The organism is Aeromonas sp. QDB18, from assembly GCF_027705325.1.
GTDB lineage: Bacteria > Pseudomonadota > Gammaproteobacteria > Enterobacterales > Aeromonadaceae > Aeromonas > Aeromonas caviae.
The window spans coordinates 1-15,672 of sequence record NZ_JAPDBQ010000103.1 but is presented as its reverse complement, the minus strand read 5'-3'; the positions used below and the strand labels follow the sequence as shown (position 1 = coordinate 15,672).

General features: G+C 63.1%; 14 protein-coding genes. 13 read left to right on the top strand and 1 reads right to left on the bottom strand.

Going from position 1 to position 15,672, the window contains the following annotated elements; translation table 11 throughout:
* Positions 1-205 precede the first annotated feature (205 nt).
* From OKC30_RS14870 to nuoN, 13 genes are all read left to right on the top strand, one after another.
* Positions 206-610: an NADH-quinone oxidoreductase subunit A gene (locus OKC30_RS14870; protein WP_039038710.1), complete on the top strand. Its 405-nt coding sequence runs from the start codon at positions 206-208 to the stop codon at positions 608-610.
* A 29-nt stretch (positions 611-639) separates the two neighbouring features.
* Positions 640-1,314 (top strand): NuoB/complex I 20 kDa subunit family protein, encoded by a 675-nt coding sequence (locus OKC30_RS14865; RefSeq protein WP_010675028.1) that lies wholly within the window; start codon positions 640-642, stop codon positions 1,312-1,314.
* 2 nt (positions 1,315-1,316) lie between these two features.
* On the top strand, positions 1,317-3,122 hold the full coding sequence (gene nuoC / locus OKC30_RS14860) for an NADH-quinone oxidoreductase subunit C/D (RefSeq protein ID WP_041211563.1): 1,806 nt from the start codon (positions 1,317-1,319) through the stop codon (positions 3,120-3,122).
* A 72-nt stretch (positions 3,123-3,194) separates the two neighbouring features.
* Positions 3,195-3,734: an NADH-quinone oxidoreductase subunit NuoE gene (gene nuoE / locus OKC30_RS14855; RefSeq protein ID WP_234888640.1), complete on the top strand. Its 540-nt coding sequence runs from the start codon at positions 3,195-3,197 to the stop codon at positions 3,732-3,734.
* Complete coding sequence (nuoF, locus tag OKC30_RS14850; RefSeq protein ID WP_160838657.1) at positions 3,731-5,116, top strand: NADH-quinone oxidoreductase subunit NuoF; 1,386 nt, start codon at positions 3,731-3,733, stop codon at positions 5,114-5,116. The genes nuoE and nuoF overlap by 4 nt, the downstream gene beginning before the upstream one ends.
* A 57-nt stretch (positions 5,117-5,173) precedes the next feature.
* Positions 5,174-7,903 carry an NADH-quinone oxidoreductase subunit NuoG gene (gene nuoG / locus OKC30_RS14845; protein WP_160838655.1) on the top strand — a complete coding sequence of 910 codons (2,730 nt, stop codon included), beginning with the start codon at positions 5,174-5,176 and terminating at the stop codon, positions 7,901-7,903.
* Complete coding sequence (gene nuoH / locus OKC30_RS14840) at positions 7,900-8,865, top strand: NADH-quinone oxidoreductase subunit NuoH (protein ID WP_010675033.1); 966 nt, start codon at positions 7,900-7,902, stop codon at positions 8,863-8,865. Before nuoG ends, nuoH begins: the two co-directional genes overlap by 4 nt.
* A gap of 90 nt (positions 8,866-8,955) precedes the next feature.
* Positions 8,956-9,498 (top strand): NADH-quinone oxidoreductase subunit NuoI, encoded by a 543-nt coding sequence (gene nuoI / locus OKC30_RS14835; protein ID WP_010675034.1) that lies wholly within the window; start codon positions 8,956-8,958, stop codon positions 9,496-9,498.
* A gap of 9 nt (positions 9,499-9,507) precedes the next feature.
* On the top strand, positions 9,508-10,047 hold the full coding sequence (gene nuoJ, locus OKC30_RS14830; RefSeq protein WP_270809658.1) for an NADH-quinone oxidoreductase subunit J: 540 nt from the start codon (positions 9,508-9,510) through the stop codon (positions 10,045-10,047).
* 79 nt (positions 10,048-10,126) lie between these two features.
* Complete coding sequence (gene nuoK / locus OKC30_RS14825) at positions 10,127-10,435, top strand: NADH-quinone oxidoreductase subunit NuoK (RefSeq protein WP_010675036.1); 309 nt, start codon at positions 10,127-10,129, stop codon at positions 10,433-10,435.
* Positions 10,432-12,279 carry an NADH-quinone oxidoreductase subunit L gene (nuoL, locus tag OKC30_RS14820; RefSeq protein WP_270666702.1) on the top strand — a complete coding sequence of 616 codons (1,848 nt, stop codon included), beginning with the start codon at positions 10,432-10,434 and terminating at the stop codon, positions 12,277-12,279. The genes nuoK and nuoL overlap by 4 nt, the downstream gene beginning before the upstream one ends.
* Positions 12,280-12,348: 69 nt before the next feature.
* On the top strand, positions 12,349-13,866 hold the full coding sequence (gene nuoM, locus OKC30_RS14815; protein WP_270666703.1) for an NADH-quinone oxidoreductase subunit M: 1,518 nt from the start codon (positions 12,349-12,351) through the stop codon (positions 13,864-13,866).
* Positions 13,867-13,909: 43 nt separating this feature from the next.
* Positions 13,910-15,373 (top strand): NADH-quinone oxidoreductase subunit NuoN, encoded by a 1,464-nt coding sequence (gene nuoN, locus OKC30_RS14810; protein WP_160838647.1) that lies wholly within the window; start codon positions 13,910-13,912, stop codon positions 15,371-15,373.
* 110 nt (positions 15,374-15,483) lie between these two features.
* On the opposite strand, the gene OKC30_RS14805 is transcribed toward nuoN, so the two are convergent.
* Positions 15,484-15,672, bottom strand: a 189-nt coding sequence (locus OKC30_RS14805) for a hypothetical protein (RefSeq protein ID WP_270666701.1), incomplete at its 5' end; no start/stop codon positions are given.

The following is a 15,672-nucleotide window of genomic DNA, read 5'->3' as shown; positions in this document are numbered from 1 at the left end:
AATTTTAGTCATTTAATATCAATGGGTTACCAGTAAATGCTCTCGTGCCATATGACTTATTCGCACCTTCCCTAGCAAAACACAATTTTCATCCCGTTGATTAATAATTAATCCTTTGAAATGACATGTAAATCAGTACGAAAGTGGCATACTACGTAACATCATTGTTAGGTCACATGATTAATTTGGTTAGGGAAAAACCTATATGTTTGCTGATATTGCCGTCCAGCACTGGGCTTTTGCTGTCTATGTCATTGGCGCCATCTGTATCTGCTTGACCATGATAGGCCTGGCGGCCTTGCTGGGGGGACGCGCCTATGGCCGTGCCAAGAACAAACCCTTCGAATCCGGGGTGGATTCCGTCGGCAACGCCCGCCTGCGCTTCTCCGCCAAGTTCTACCTGGTCGCCATGTTCTTCGTCATCTTCGATGTCGAAGCCCTCTATCTCTTTGCCTGGTCCGTCTCAGTTCGGGAGAGCGGCTGGGTCGGCTTCATCGAAGCCACCATCTTCATCACCCTGCTGCTGGTAGGCCTCCTCTACCTGTGGCGCATTGGTGCCCTCGACTGGGCCCCGAAAAAGCGTGTCCTGACTGACAAGAAACCAGACTGAACTACCGATTATCTCTTTGAGGTTGCACCATGAAGTACACCCTGACCCGGATTGACCCGGATGCGCCCGTTGAGCGCTACCCCCAGGAACAGCGCCAGACCGTCGATGATCCACTGGCGCAGCAAGCGACCCGCGGCATCATGATCGGGCGCCTCGAAGAGGTGCTGCAAGACACCGTCAACTGGGGCCGCAAGAACTCCCTCTGGCCCTACAACTTCGGCATCTCCTGCTGCTACGTGGAGATGTGTACCGCCTTCACCTCTCCCCACGACGTGGCTCGCTTCGGTGCTGAGGTCATACGAGCCTCCCCCCGTCAGGCTGACTTCATGGTGATTGCCGGCACCCCCTTCATCAAGATGGCCCCTGTCATCCAGCGGCTCTATGAGCAGTTGCTCGAGCCCAAGTGGGTTATCTCCATGGGGGCCTGCGCCAACTCCGGCGGCATGTATGACATCTACTCCGTGGTACAGGGGGTGGACAAGTTCCTGCCGGTCGATGTCTACATTCCGGGCTGCCCGCCCCGCCCCGAGGCCTTCCTGCAAGCCCTGATGCTGCTGCAGGAGTCCATCGGCAAGGAACGCCGCCCCCTCTCCTGGGTGGTGGGAGATCAGGGGATCTACCGTCCCCAGATGCAATCCGAGAAGGAACGCAAGCGCGGCGAGCGGATCAACGTGACCAACCTGCGCACGCCGGATGAGATCTGATCATGAAACTGACTCGAGAATTCCCAAGCAATTACACCATGGCACAGTGGCAAACCGCCGATCACGCCGATGCCCAGGTGGTCGGCGAGCTGTTCGCCCACTTCGGTGCCGAGCGCTTCACCGTGCAGAGCACCCGTACCGGCGTGCCGGTCATCTGGCTCTCCCGGGATCTGCTGCTGGACGTGATGGGCTTCTTGCAAAAGCTGCCCTCCCCCTTCGTTATGCTGTTCGATCTCAGCGCCACCGACGAACGGATGCGCAGCCATCGCCACGGCCTGCCGGAGAGCGACTTTACCGTCTTCTATCACCTCATCTCCATCGACCGTAACGCCGACGTGATGCTGAAGGTGGCGCTCAAGGAGAGCGATCTCCATCTGCCCACCGTCAGCCGCCACTTCCCCAACGCCAACTGGTACGAGCGGGAAGTGTGGGATCTGATGGGGATCACCTTCGATGGCCACCCCCATCTGACCCGCATCATGATGCCCAAGAGCTGGCAAGGGCACCCCCTGCGCAAGGACTACCCGGCGCGCGCCACCGAGTTTGATCCCTTCATGCTCGATGCGGTCAAGCAGGATCAGGAGCAGGACAACCTGCTGTTCAAGCCGGAAGAGTGGGGCATGGCCCGCGGCAACGAGAACGAGGACTACATGTTCCTGAACCTCGGGCCGAACCACCCCTCCGCCCACGGCGCCTTCCGCCTGGTGCTGCAACTAGACGGGGAAGAGATCCGCGACTGCGTGCCCGACATCGGCTATCACCACCGCGGCGCCGAGAAGATGGGCGAGCGCCAGTCCTGGCACAGCTACATCCCCTACACCGACCGGGTCGAATACCTGGGCGGCGTGATGAACAACCTGCCCTATGTGCTGGCGGTCGAGAAGCTGGCCGGCATCAAGGTGCCGGCGCGGGTCGACATGATCCGGGTGATGATGGCGGAGCTGTTCCGCATCCAGAGCCACCTGCTGTTCCTTGGCACCTACATTCAGGACGTGGGGGCCATGACCCCGGTCTTCTTCACCTTCACGGACCGCCAGAAGATCTACACCATCATCGAGGCCATCACCGGAGCCCGTATGCACCCGGCCTGGTTCCGTATCGGCGGCGTGGCCCACGATCTGCCTGCCGGCTGGACCCGCCTCATCCAGGACAACCTGTTGAGCTGGCTGCCAAAGCGGTTGATGGAGTATGAAAAGGCGGCCATGCGCAACAGCATACTGCGGGGCCGCACAATCGGCGTCGCCGCCTACAACACGGCCCAGGCCCTGGCCTGGGGCACCACGGGGGGCGGTCTGCGGGCCACGGGGCTCAACTTTGACGTGCGCAAATGGCGCCCCTATTCCGGTTACGATCAGTTCGAGTTCGAGGTGCCGGTGGGCAGCAACGGGGACGCCTACGACCGCGCCACCGTACGCATCGAGGAGATCCGCCAGAGCCTGTCGATTATCGAGCAGTGCATGAAAAATATGCCTGAGGGCCCCTTCAAGGCGGATCACCCGCTCACCACGCCACCGCCCAAAGAGCGCACCCTGCAGGACATCGAAACCCTGATCACCCACTTCCTGCAAGTCTCCTGGGGGCCTGTCATGCCGGCCGCCGAGTCCTTCCAGATGATAGAGGCGACCAAGGGGGTCAACAGCTATTACCTGACCAGCGACGGATCCACCATGAGCTACCGGACGCGGATCCGCACCCCGAGTTTCGCCCACCTGCAGCAGATCCCCTCGGTGATCCGCGGCCAGATGGTGTCGGATCTTATCGTCTACCTGGGCAGTATCGATTTCGTTATGTCAGATGTGGATCGTTGAGTCCTCTCGCCCCGGCAGCCGGGGCGAAGGGCAAGACGCGCAGTAAAGGGACAAGCCACAAAAGGTCAAGTCATGAGCCAATGTCAGTGTCACAATAACCAGACCCCACAAGGGCAAGGGGCATGCAGCAGCCAGCAGGGAGATTTCGTCCTGAGCCAGGCTGAGCGCGATGCCATCGAACACGAGAAACACCACTACGAAGATCCCCGTGCAGCCAGCATCGAAGCGCTCAAGATAGTGCAACAGGCCCGTGGCTGGGTACCTGACAGTGCCATCCACGCCATCGCCGCCGAGCTCGGCATCCCCGCCAGCGACGTGGAGGGGGTCGCCACCTTCTACAGCCAGATCTTCCGCCAGCCGGTCGGTCGCCACATCATCCGCGTCTGCGACAGCATGGTCTGCTACATCAACGGCCACGAACAACTGCTGGCCGGGCTGAAAGAGGTGATGGACCTGGCCCCCGGCCAGACCTCCGCCGACGGCCGCTTCACCCTGCTGCCGGTCTGCTGCCTCGGCAACTGTGACAAGGGGCCGGCCATCATGATCGATGACGATACCTATGGCGGACTCGATGCCGTCAGCCTGCTGAAAACCCTGGAGGCTTACCCATGAGCATTCAGCCAGGCAAGACGCTTGCCTCCCTCGGCACCGCCAATCGCATCCCCCGCACCGCCGAGACTCACCCTCTCACCTGGCGCCTGCGGGACGATGGCCAGCCGGTGTGGCTCGAGGAGTATCAGGCAAAACAGGGCTATGAGGCCGCCCGCAAGGCCCTTGGCCAGATGAGCCCGGATGACATCGTCAGCACCGTCAAGGATGCCGGCCTCAAGGGACGCGGCGGCGCCGGTTTCTCCACCGGCGTGAAGTGGGGCCTGATGCCCAAAGACGAGAGCATGAACATCCGTTACCTGCTCTGCAACGCCGACGAGATGGAACCCAATACCTACAAAGACCGCATGCTGATGGAGCAGCTGCCCCACCTGCTGATCGAGGGGATGATCATCAGTGCACGTGCTCTCAAGGCCTATCGTGGCTACATCTTCCTGCGCGGCGAGTACGTGGATGCCGCCATCCACCTGCGCCGCGCCGTGGAAGAGGCCAAGGCCGCGGGGCTCCTTGGCAAGAACATCCTGGGCTCGGGCTTTGACTTCGAGCTGTTCGTCCACACCGGCGCAGGTCGCTACATCTGCGGCGAAGAGACGGCCCTCATCAACTCCCTGGAAGGACGGCGCGCCAACCCGCGGGCCAAACCCCCCTTCCCCGCCGTCTCCGGCGTCTGGGGCAAGCCCACCTGCGTCAACAACGTCGAAACCCTGTGCAACGTCCCCTCCATCATCGGCAACGGTGTGGCCTGGTATCAGGGGCTGGCACTGCCGGGTTCGGAAGATCACGGCACCAAGCTGATGGGCTTCTCCGGCAAGGTCAACAATCCCGGCCTGTGGGAGCTGCCCTTTGGCATCACCGCCCGCGAGCTGTTCGAGGAGTACGCAGGCGGCATGAAGCCCGGCTATCGCCTGAAAACCTGGCAACCGGGCGGCGCCGGCACCGGCTTCCTGCTGCCCGAGCACCTGGATGCCCAGATGTACGCTGGCGGCATCGGCAAGGTGGGCACCCGCATGGGTACGGGCCTTGCCATGGCGGTGGATGACAGCATCAACATGGTCTCCCTGCTGCGCAACATGGAGGAGTTCTTTGCCCGCGAATCCTGCGGCTGGTGCACCCCCTGCCGCGACGGCCTGCCCTGGAGCGTCAAGATCCTGCGGGCGCTGGAGCGGGGCGAGGGCCAACCCGAGGATCTCGCGACCCTGGAACAGCTCGTCAGTTTCCTGGGCCCGGGCAAGACCTTCTGTGCCCATGCCCCCGGCGCCGTCGAGCCCCTTGGCAGTGCGATGAAGTATTTCCGGTCCGAGTTCGAGGCCGGGGTCAAGGCCCCCCATGACAATCACAAGCTGTTCAAGGGTATCCAGCCCAACCTGCTGGGCGAGCGCTGGTAAGCGCCAGGACGCATCGGGCAATAGCCGATTTCATAAAACAGGTTTCAGGGAAGTTGTATGGCAACCATTCATGTAGACGGTAAAGAGTACGAGGTAGACGGGGCAGACAACCTGCTGCAAGCCTGTCTGTCGCTGGGTCTGGACGTCCCCTATTTTTGCTGGCACCCGGCGCTCGGTAGCGTCGGTGCCTGCCGCCAGTGCGCGGTCAAACAGTATCAGAATGCCGACGACAAGCGCGGCCGCCTGGTCATGTCCTGCATGACCCCTTCCACCGATGGCACCTATATCTCCATCGAGGATGAAGAGGCGAAGGAGTTTCGCAAGACAGTGGTGGAGTGGCAGATGACCAACCACCCCCACGACTGCCCGGTGTGCGAAGAGGGTGGCGCCTGCCACCTGCAGGACATGACGGTGATGACGGGCCACAACAGCCGCCGCTACCGTTTCACCAAGCGCACCCACCAGAATCAGGATCTGGGCCCCTTCATCAACCACGAGATGAACCGCTGCATCGCCTGCTACCGCTGCGTGCGCTATTACAAGGATTACGCAGGTGGCGAGGATCTCGGGGTCTATGGCGCCCATGACAACGTCTACTTCGGTCGGGTCGAGGATGGCACTCTGGAGAGCGAATTCTCCGGCAACCTGGTGGAGGTCTGTCCCACCGGCGTCTTCACCGACAAGACCCACTCCGAGCGTTACAACCGCAAGTGGGACATGCAGTTCGCCCCCAGCATCTGCCAGGGGTGCTCGGTCGGCTGCAACATCAGCCCGGGTGAGCGCTACGGCGAGCTGCGCCGCATCGAGAACCGTTTCCACGGTGCCCTGAACCACTATTTCCTCTGCGATCGCGGCCGCTTCGGCTACGGTCACGTCAATCTGACCGACCGCCCGCGCCAGCCCCTGCTGCAGGATGGCAGTGACAAGCTGGCCATCACGGTGGATGGCGCCCTGAACCGGGCCGCGGATGCGCTGCGCACTGCCAGCGGCGTCATCGGCATTGGCTCACCCCGCGCCTCCTTGGAGAGCAACTTCGCACTGCGCGAACTGGTGGGGGCCGCCAACTTCTACTCCGGGGTCGAGCAGAGCGAATGGAAATGCCTGCAGAAGATGCTGGACATTCTGGAGCACGGCGGCGTGCGCACTCCCAGCCTGCGCGACATGGAAGAAGCCGACGCCGTGCTGGTGCTCGGGGAAGATGTCACCCAGACCGCCGCCCGCATCGCCCTGGCCCTGCGCCAGGCAGTGAAAGGCAAGGGGCGCGAAATTGCCCGCAAGCTGAAGGTGGATCTCTGGCAGGTCGCTGCCGTACAGACCCTGGCCCAGAACCAGCGCTACCCCTTGCTCATCACCAGTCTGGATGCCACCCGCCTGGATGACGTGGCGAGCAGCACCCTGCACGCCCCCCACGCGGATCAGGCGCGCCTCGGGTTTGCCATCGCCCACCTGCTGGACGCCAGTGCACCGGCGCCAACGGATCTCTCCCCCGAACAGCAGGCCCTCGCCGCCCAATGGGCCGACCTGCTTGGCAACGCCAAAAAGCCCCTCATCATCGCAGGCAATGGTGCCCGCAACGAGGCGCTGATCGATGCGGCCAGCAACATCGCCCGCGCCCTCAAGGGCCGTGGCCAGGCCGCGGAGCTTGCCCTCGTGGCTCAGGAAGCCAACAGCGTGGGGCTGGCCATACTGGCCCGGCATGCCGCCCCGCTGGAGGCAGCCCTCGAACGCATGGAAGGGGAAGAGAGGCTTGCCCTGGTCGTTCTTGAGAACGACCTCTACCGCCGAGCCCCCCGCAGCCGGGTGGACGCCGCCCTGGATCGCTTGCAACACCTGCTGGTCATCGACCATCAGGAGACGGCCACCGCGAAGAAGGCGGATTTGGTGCTGCCTGCCGCCAGTTTTGCAGAAGGCGATGGCACCCTGGTCAACATGGAAGGCCGCGCCCAGCGCTTCTTCCAGGTCTATGCTCCCGCCTTCTACAACGCCGATATCCAGGTGCGCGAGAGCTGGCGCTGGCTGGATGCCCTGCAAGGGAGCCAGCAACCGCGTTCGGTTCGCTGGAACACCTTCGACGATGTCAGTCGCGATTGCGCCGCCAGCGCCCCGCTGCTCACCACCATGGGTGAAGCTGCACCCAACGCCGGCCTGCGCATTCGCGGCATGAAGCTCGCCCGGGAGCCGCACCGCTACAGTGGTCGCACCTCCATGCTGGCGAACCAGAACGTGAGCGAGCCCAGAGTCGCCCAGGATCCCGATTCACCGTTCGCCTTCTCCATGGAAGGCTACGCCGGTGCCCGCCAGCCCCTCTCCCAGGTACCGTTTGCCTGGGCGCCGGGCTGGAACTCCCCCTCCGCCTGGAACAAGTTCCAGGACGAGGTGGGCGGCAACCTGCGTGCCGGGGATCCCGGTCGCCGCCTGCTGGAGCCGGGCGAAGGCAACCTGGGCTGGTTTGGCACCATCCCGGCCCCCTTCCAGCCCGCCGCATCCCTGCAGGTGGTGAGCTATGACCAGCTGTTCGGTGGCGAGGAGCTCTCCGCCAGAAGCCCGGTCATCCAGGCTCGCATGGGGGAACCCACCCTGGTACTGAACCCGGCGGATGCCGCGCGCCTGGCACTATCCCCTGACGCACTGGTGGCCTTCTCCTGGGGTGGCAACCACTGGCGCCTGCGTCTTCGCCTGAGCGATGCGCTGGCTCCGGGCCTGGCAGGGTTGCCACTCGGGGTGAACGGCCTGCCGACCGCCCTGCACCATGCCCTGATCGATAACCTGCAGGAGGTCATCGCATGAGCGACTCTCTGATGGATCTGCTGATCGAGGTCGGCAAGGCCCTGGTCGTACTCGTGGGGATCGTGGGGGCTGGCGCCTTCATGAGCTTCATTGAGCGCCGCCTGCTGGCACTGTGGCAGGACCGTTACGGCCCCAACCGGGTTGGCCCCTTCGGCCTGCTGCAACTGGCAGCCGACATGGTCAAGATGTTCTTCAAGGAGGACTGGATCCCGCCCTTTGCGGATCGCCGGATCTTCGTGCTGGCCCCCATCATCGCCTTCACCGCCTTCATCCTGGCGTTTGCGGTGGTACCCATCACCCCCACCTGGGGCGTGGCGGATCTCAACGTGGGGCTGCTCTATATCCTGGCGATCGCCGGGCTGGCGGTCTATGCCGTGCTCTTCGCAGGCTGGTCGAGCAACAACAAGTACTCCCTGCTCGGCAGCCTGCGCGCCTCGGCCCAGACCCTCTCCTACGAGGTGTTCCTTGGCCTCTCGCTCATGGGCATCGTCATCCAGACCGGCAGCTTCAACCTGCGTGACATCGTCGAGGCCCAGGCCGGCATGTGGAACGTGATCCCCCAGATCCTGGGCTTCGTCACCTTCCTGTTTGCCGGGGTCGCCGTCACCCACCGCCACCCGTTTGACCAGCCGGAGGCCGAGCAGGAGCTCGCCGACGGCTATCACATCGAGTACGCGGGCATGAAGTGGGGTCTCTTCTTCGTGGGGGAGTACATCGGCATCGTGCTGATCTCTTCACTCATCGTGACCCTCTTCTTCGGTGGCTGGCACGGCCCCTGGCTGCCGCCCTTCATCTGGTTCGCCCTGAAGACAGCCTGTTTCATGGTGTTCTTCATCCTGCTGCGGGCCTCCCTGCCCCGCCCGCGCTTCGACCAGGTGATGTCCTTTGGCTGGAAAGTGTGCCTGCCCCTGACCCTGCTCAACATGCTGGTCACCGCTGCCGTGGTGCTGATGAATGCGTGAGCAAAACGAGATGGACATGACGATGATTCGGCCGTCTGCGGCAAGGAAACGCCCAGGCGCCAGTGCTGATAAATGTGCAGTGAGGCACCTATGAAAATTACGAGCATTATCAAGGGTGTTGGCACCCAGTTGCGCAGTCTTGGGATGGTCTTCTCCCATGCCTGGCGCCCCCGTGAAACCCTGAGCTACCCGGAGCAGCCGGTCTACGCCGCCCCCCGCTTTCGCGGTCGCATCGTACTGACCCGGGATCCCGATGGCGACGAACGCTGCGTGGCGTGCAACCTGTGTGCTGTTGCCTGCCCGGTCGGTTGCATCTCTTTGCAGAAGTCGGAGCGGGAAGATGGCCGCTGGTACCCGGAGTTCTTTCGCATCAACTTCTCCCGTTGCATCTTCTGCGGCCTGTGCGAGGAGGCCTGCCCCACCACCGCCATCCAGTTGACGCCGGATTTCGAGATGGGGGAGTATCGTCGCCAGGATCTGGTGTACGAGAAGGAAGATCTGCTGATAAGCGGCCCCGGCAAATATCCGGACTACAACTTCTACCGCATGAGCGGGATGGCCATCGACGGCAAACCCAAAGGGGATGCCGAGAACGAAGCCAAGCCCATCGATGTCAAGAGCCTGCTGCCCTAGGAGTCAATCATGGAACTGGCATTCTATGCCGCGGCCCTGGTCGCCGTTTACAGCACGCTGCGGGTGATCAGCACCAGCAACCCCATGCATGCGCTGCTCAATCTCATCATCTCCCTCATCGCCGTGGCCATGATCTTCTTCTGCCTGGGCTCCGCCTTTGCGGGGGCCCTGCAGGTGATCGTCTACGCCGGCGCCATCATGGTGCTGTTCGTGTTCGTGGTGATGATGCTGAACCTGGGGAGCGCCCAGGATCAGGAGAAGAAGTGGCTCACCCCCATGACCTGGGGTGGCCCGGCCCTGCTCTCCCTCATTTTGCTGGGCTTTCTGGCCCACGGCATTCTCGGCGTGACCGGCGGTGAACTGGGTCTGACCGAGGTCAGCGCCAAGGAAGTCGGTATCACCCTGTTCGGCCCCTATGTGCTGGCGGTGGAGCTCGCCTCCATCCTGCTGCTGGCGGGTCTGGTCACCGCCTATCACCTGGGCCGCGAGGACAAGAGCGGGGAAGTGCTCTCCGTGCCTCGCACCACACAGGAAGGAGGTCAGCAATGAGCGACATCCCCGTGGTGATGCATGGCTCGCTGCCGGCAGCCCGCCCCCTTTCCATCCAGCAAGCACAAGGAGCATGGCGATGAGTGGAATTCCCATGGAGCACGGCCTCCTGCTGGCGGCCATTTTGTTTGCCATCGGCCTGTGCGGCCTGCTGATACGCCGCAACCTGTTGTTTATCCTCATGAGTATCGAAATCATGATGAACGCGTCTGCCCTGGCGTTCGTGGTGGCGGGTAGCCGCTGGGCCCAGGCCGACGGCCAGATCATGTACATACTGGTGATTTCTCTGGCGGCAGCGGAGGCCAGTATCGGCCTCGCCCTGTTACTGCTGCTCTATCGTCGTTACCACACCCTGAACGTGGACACTGTGAGCGAGATGCGCGGATGAGCCTCCTATATCTGACTTTCCTGTTCCCGCTGCTGGGATGGCTGCTGCTGGCCTTCTCCCTCGGCCGCCTCAGCGAGCGCACCTCGGCGCTCATCGGTGTCGGCAGCATCGGTCTCTCGGCCCTCACTACCCTGTGGGTCGGCATCGATTTTCTCAATACCATGCCGGAAGGCGGCGTCTATACCCAGACCCTGTGGCAGTGGATGACGGTGGGCGAGTTCCAGCCCGCCTTCCGTCTCTCCCTGGATGGGCTGTCGCTGACCATGCTGGGGGTCGTGACCGGGGTGGGCTTCTTCATCCACCTGTTCGCCTCCTGGTACATGCGCGGGGAAGAGGGGTATTCACGCTTCTTCACCTACACCAACCTCTTCATCGCCAGCATGCTGTTCCTGGTGCTGGCCGATGACCTGCTGTTCGTCTATCTGGGCTGGGAAGGAGTGGGGCTGTGCAGCTACCTGCTGATCGGCTTCTACTACAAGGATCGCAACAACGGCGCCGCCGCCCTCAAGGCGTTCGTGGTGACCCGGGTCGGCGACGTCTTCCTCGCCATCGGGCTCTTCGTGCTCTATCGCGAGCTCGGCACCCTCAACATTCACGAGCTGCTGGTGCGCGCCCCCGCGATGTTCGCAGAAGGCTCCCCTGCCCTGTCGTTCGCCTGCCTGATGCTGCTCGGCGGCGCGGTCGGCAAATCCGCCCAGCTGCCGCTGCAGACCTGGCTGGCGGACGCCATGGCTGGCCCGACCCCGGTCTCGGCGTTGATCCACGCGGCCACCATGGTGACCGCCGGTGTCTACCTCATCGCCCGCACCCACGGCCTCTTCCTGCTGGCTCCCGAGATCCTCCATCTGGTGGCCCTGGTCGGTGCCATCACCCTGGTGCTCGCCGGTTTTGCCGCCCTGGTGCAGACCGACATCAAGCGGATCCTGGCTTACTCCACCATGAGCCAGATAGGCTACATGTTCCTGGCCCTGGGGATCGGTGCCTGGGAAGGGGCCATCTTCCACCTGATGACCCACGCCTTCTTCAAGGCGCTCTTGTTCCTCTCCGCCGGGGCCGTCATCGTTGCGACCCACCACGAGCAGAACATCTTCAAGATGGGAGGCCTGCGCAAATCGCTGCCGCTGGTCTACGCCTGCTTCCTGGTGGGGGGCTCGGCCCTGGCCGCGCTGCCACTGGTGACCGCCGGTTTCTACAGTAAAGACGCCATCCTCTGGCAGGTGCAGGCCAGTGGCCAGAGCGCCCTGCTGTGGGCCGGTCTGGGTGGTGCCTTCCTCACCTCCCTCTACACCTTCCGCCTCATCTTCATCGCCTTCCACGGCAAGGAGCAGACCCAGGCTCACGCCGGACAGGGCCTTGCCCACCATTTGCCACTGCTGGTGCTGCTGGTGCTCTCCACCGGAGTCGGCGCCCTCATCGTGCCACCGCTGGCAGGAGTGCTGCCGGCCGGCCCGGGAGATCACATCGAAGAGGGACGCCATGGCCTCGAGATCCTCTCCGGCGTCATCGCCGTGGCAGGCATTGCGCTGGCCGCCTTCCTCTTCCTCGGCGAACGTCGCCTGGCGAAGGGGATCGCCGAGAGTGCACCGGGGCTGGCTCTGTCCACCCTCTGGTTCAATGCCTGGGGCTTTGACTGGCTTTATGACCTGATTTGGGTCAAGCCCTACCTGCTGGCGACTCGCCTGCTCGGCAAGGATCCGCTGGACAGGATGATGAACCTGCCCGCCGTGCTGGCCCAGGGGGGGCATCAGCTGCTGGCCTGGACCGTCTCCGGCAAGTTGCGCTGGTACGCAGCCTCCATGGGGATGGGCGCCGCCCTGATCCTGGCCCTGCTGCTGCTCGGCTGATCCATGAGCCCAATATTGTGTGGCAGGCTCAGCGCCTGCCCGACTAGAACCTAGATGAGAGCTGATATCGTGACCTTACTCTGGATCTTGCTAATTCCCTTCATCGGCGGCTTGCTCTGCTGGCAGATGGAGCGGCTCGGCGGACAGTTTGTCCGCTGGGTGGCCCTCGCCTCCATGAGCGCCTGTCTGGTGCTCTCCTGCGCCATCTGGCTCGGTGGTGACTTCACCCTCGCCAACCCCGGCCTCCCCGTCTGGGCAGCCGAGTGGCAACAACCCTGGATCCCCCGCTTCGGCATCTCCCTGCACCTCGCCGTGGACGGGCTGTCGCTCCTGATGGTGATCCTCACCAGCTTCATCGGCGTGCTGGCCATCCTCTGTTCCTGGAAGGAGATCGTCCAGCGCATCGGCTTCTTCCACCTCAACCTGCTGTGGATCCTGGGGGGCGTGCTCGGCGTCTTCATGGCGGTGGATCTGTTCCTCTTCTTCTTCTTCTGGGAGATGATGCTGGTGCCGATGTACTTCCTGATCGCGCTCTGGGGCCACTCGGTCACCGATGGCAAGTCGCGCATCAACGCCGCCACCAAGTTCTTCATCTACACCCAGGCGAGCGGCCTCATCATGCTGCTGGCCATCCTGGGCCTGGTACTGACCCACCACGCCGCCACCGGTGTCTTCACCTTCAACTATCAGGAGCTGCTCAACACCCCCATGAGCAGCACGGTACAGTGGCTGCTGATGCTGGGCTTCTTCATCGCCTTCGCGGTCAAGATGCCCCTGGTGCCGCTCCATGGCTGGCTCCCTGATGCCCACAGCCAGGCGCCCACCGCAGGCTCCGTGGACTTGGCGGGCATCTTGCTGAAAACCGCGGCCTACGGCCTGCTGCGCTTCACTCTGCCGCTTTTCCCCGAGGCGTCCGCCGAGTTTGCCCCCTACGCCATGATGCTCGGCCTCATCGGCATCGTCTATGGCGCCCTGCTGGCCTTTGCCCAGACCGATATCAAGCGGCTGGTTGCCTACACCAGCATCTCCCACATGGGCTTCGTGATGATCGCCATTTACTCCGGCAGCGAGCTCGCCCTGCAAGGGGCAGTGGTACAGATGATTGCCCACGGGCTCTCGGCCGCCGGCCTCTTCATCCTGTGCGGCCAGCTCTACGAGCGCCTGCACACCCGGGATCTGCGCCAGATGGGCGGTCTCTGGGGACGGTTGCGCTACCTGCCCGGCGTGATGCTGTTCTTCTCCGTTGCATCCCTCGGGATGCCGGGGACCGGCAACTTCGTCGGCGAGTTCTTGATCCTCATCGGCAGCTTCCAGGTGGCCCCCGTCATCACCGTCATCGCCACCTTCGGGCTGGTGCTGGCCTCGGTCTACTCCCTCATCATGCTGCAGCGGGCCTGCTTCGGGACGCCCCGGGAGGAGAGCATGCTAAAGGGGCTGGATACCCGGGAACTGACCATGATGCTGACCATCGCCGGCCTCTTGGTGCTGCTCGGTCTCTATCCCCAGCCGGTGCTCGACACCGCCAGCAGCAGCCTCCTGAGCGTGCTGCACTGGTACGCGCTGCCGGGCACGGGGGCGCTGCAATGATGCTTTCTCTTTCGCCTTCCTTGTCCATGTCGGGAGCACTGTCATGACGTTTACTGTTTCTCAACTGCTGGCCCTGCTGCCCCTGTTGCTGACCACGGGTGCCATGGTGGCCCTGATGCTGGCCATCGCCTGGAAGCGCTGTGACGACACAGCCTTCGTGGTCACCATCATCGGCCTCAACCTCGCGCTCTTCTCCCTGCCCATCGTGATGGCCCAGGGGGATCAAGGGGTCACTCCCCTGCTGCAAGTAGACGCTTACGCGGTCTTCTACATGGGGCTGGTGCTCATCGGGGCCCTGGCCACCTGCACCTTCGGTCGCACCTGGCTCAAGGGCTATCCGGACAACCGGGAAGAGTTCTACCTGCTGCTGCTCATCGCCACCGCAGGTGGTCTGGTGCTGGCGGCCTCCCGTCACCTCGCCTCGCTCTTCATCGGGATCGAGATGCTGACCCTGCCCATGTTCGGTCTGGTGGGGTATGCCTATCGCGAGCGGCACTCGCTGGAAGCCAGCATCAAGTACATGGTGCTCTCCGCCAGTGCCACCGCTTTCCTGCTGTTCGGCATGGCGCTGCTCTACGCCCAGGCCGGGAGCCTGAGCTTCAACGATCTCGGTGTGACCCTGGCCCAGAGCCCGGCTCACCATCCGCTGCTGATGGGGGGCTTTGGCCTGATGCTGGTCGGCTTTGCGTTCAAGCTGTCCCTCGCCCCCTTCCACCTCTGGACCCCGGACGTCTATGAAGGGGCGCCGGCACCGGTGGCCACCTTCCTCGCCACCGTGAGCAAGATAGCGGTGTTCTGCGTGCTGCTGCGCTTCTACCTGGCAGTACCCGCCACCTCGGATCCCATGATCCACTGGCTGCTGGCGGCCATGGCAGTCATCTCCATCGTGGTCGGCAACCTCCTGGCGCTGATCCAGACCAACATCAAGCGGATGATGGGTTACTCCTCCATCTCCCACTTCGGCTATCTGCTGGCGGTGGTGGTGGCAAGCCGCCTCGGCGAGATGCCGGTGGAAGCGGCGGGTGTCTACCTGCTGATGTACCTGTTCACCAGCCTGGGGGCCTTCGGCGTCATCAGCATGATGTCCAGCCCCTATCGCGGCAAGGATGCGGACTCCCTGCACAGTTATCGCGGTCTGTTCTGGAAGCGCCCCTATCTGACGGCGGTGATGACGGTGATGATGCTCTCCCTCGCGGGTATCCCCATGACGCTGGGGTTCATCGGCAAGTTCTACCTCATCGGCGTCACCGTCGATGCCAAGCTGTGGTGGCTCAGTGGCGCCATCGTGCTCGGCAGTGCCCTGGGGCTCTACTACTACCTGCGGGTCATGGTCACCCTCTACCTGCGTGAACCCGGCATGCAACTGCGCGATGCCAGGGCCGACTGGGCCTTCTCCTCCGGGGGCCTGGTGGTGCTGCTCTCCGCCATTCTGGTAGTATTGCTCGGCATCTACCCCCAGCCCGTCATCAGCCTGGTGCAGGGCTTCCAACACGTGGTGCTGCGCTAGCCTCAGGTTCAGTTCACACAGCAAAACCGGCCTCCGTGGCCGGTTTTTTTTATGTCCACCAAGGCCAGGTCCGGCTTGCCCGTCTGGCAGGCGATACCAGATCGGCCCCCTCAATCCATGCCATATCCTCCAGCAAGCAGCTGGCGGAGCAGTGGGCTGAAGACGGCCTCGCCCCCATCGTGATCGTCTCCTCCTGCCCTCCCCATTCTCAGACCCATGCCCATAAAAAAGGTTCTTCGCGGGATCTTGGGGAAGTGGAAGTTGACAGACAGGGTGCTGGTAAACTGGCTGTCTCCAAA

Coding starts and splice junctions, on each gene's coding strand:
- nuoE (WP_234888640.1), top strand. CDS start 3,195: ATGAGCCAATGTCAGTGTCACAATAACCAGACCCCACAAGGGCAAGGG.
- OKC30_RS14865 (WP_010675028.1), top strand. CDS start 640: ATGAAGTACACCCTGACCCGGATTGACCCGGATGCGCCCGTTGAGCGC.
- OKC30_RS14870 (WP_039038710.1), top strand. CDS start 206: ATGTTTGCTGATATTGCCGTCCAGCACTGGGCTTTTGCTGTCTATGTC.
- nuoG (WP_160838655.1), top strand. CDS start 5,174: ATGGCAACCATTCATGTAGACGGTAAAGAGTACGAGGTAGACGGGGCA.
- nuoF (WP_160838657.1), top strand. CDS start 3,731: ATGAGCATTCAGCCAGGCAAGACGCTTGCCTCCCTCGGCACCGCCAAT.
- nuoN (WP_160838647.1), top strand. CDS start 13,910: ATGACGTTTACTGTTTCTCAACTGCTGGCCCTGCTGCCCCTGTTGCTG.
- nuoH (WP_010675033.1), top strand. CDS start 7,900: ATGAGCGACTCTCTGATGGATCTGCTGATCGAGGTCGGCAAGGCCCTG.
- nuoK (WP_010675036.1), top strand. CDS start 10,127: ATGAGTGGAATTCCCATGGAGCACGGCCTCCTGCTGGCGGCCATTTTG.
- nuoC (WP_041211563.1), top strand. CDS start 1,317: ATGAAACTGACTCGAGAATTCCCAAGCAATTACACCATGGCACAGTGG.
- nuoI (WP_010675034.1), top strand. CDS start 8,956: ATGAAAATTACGAGCATTATCAAGGGTGTTGGCACCCAGTTGCGCAGT.
- nuoJ (WP_270809658.1), top strand. CDS start 9,508: ATGGAACTGGCATTCTATGCCGCGGCCCTGGTCGCCGTTTACAGCACG.
- nuoL (WP_270666702.1), top strand. CDS start 10,432: ATGAGCCTCCTATATCTGACTTTCCTGTTCCCGCTGCTGGGATGGCTG.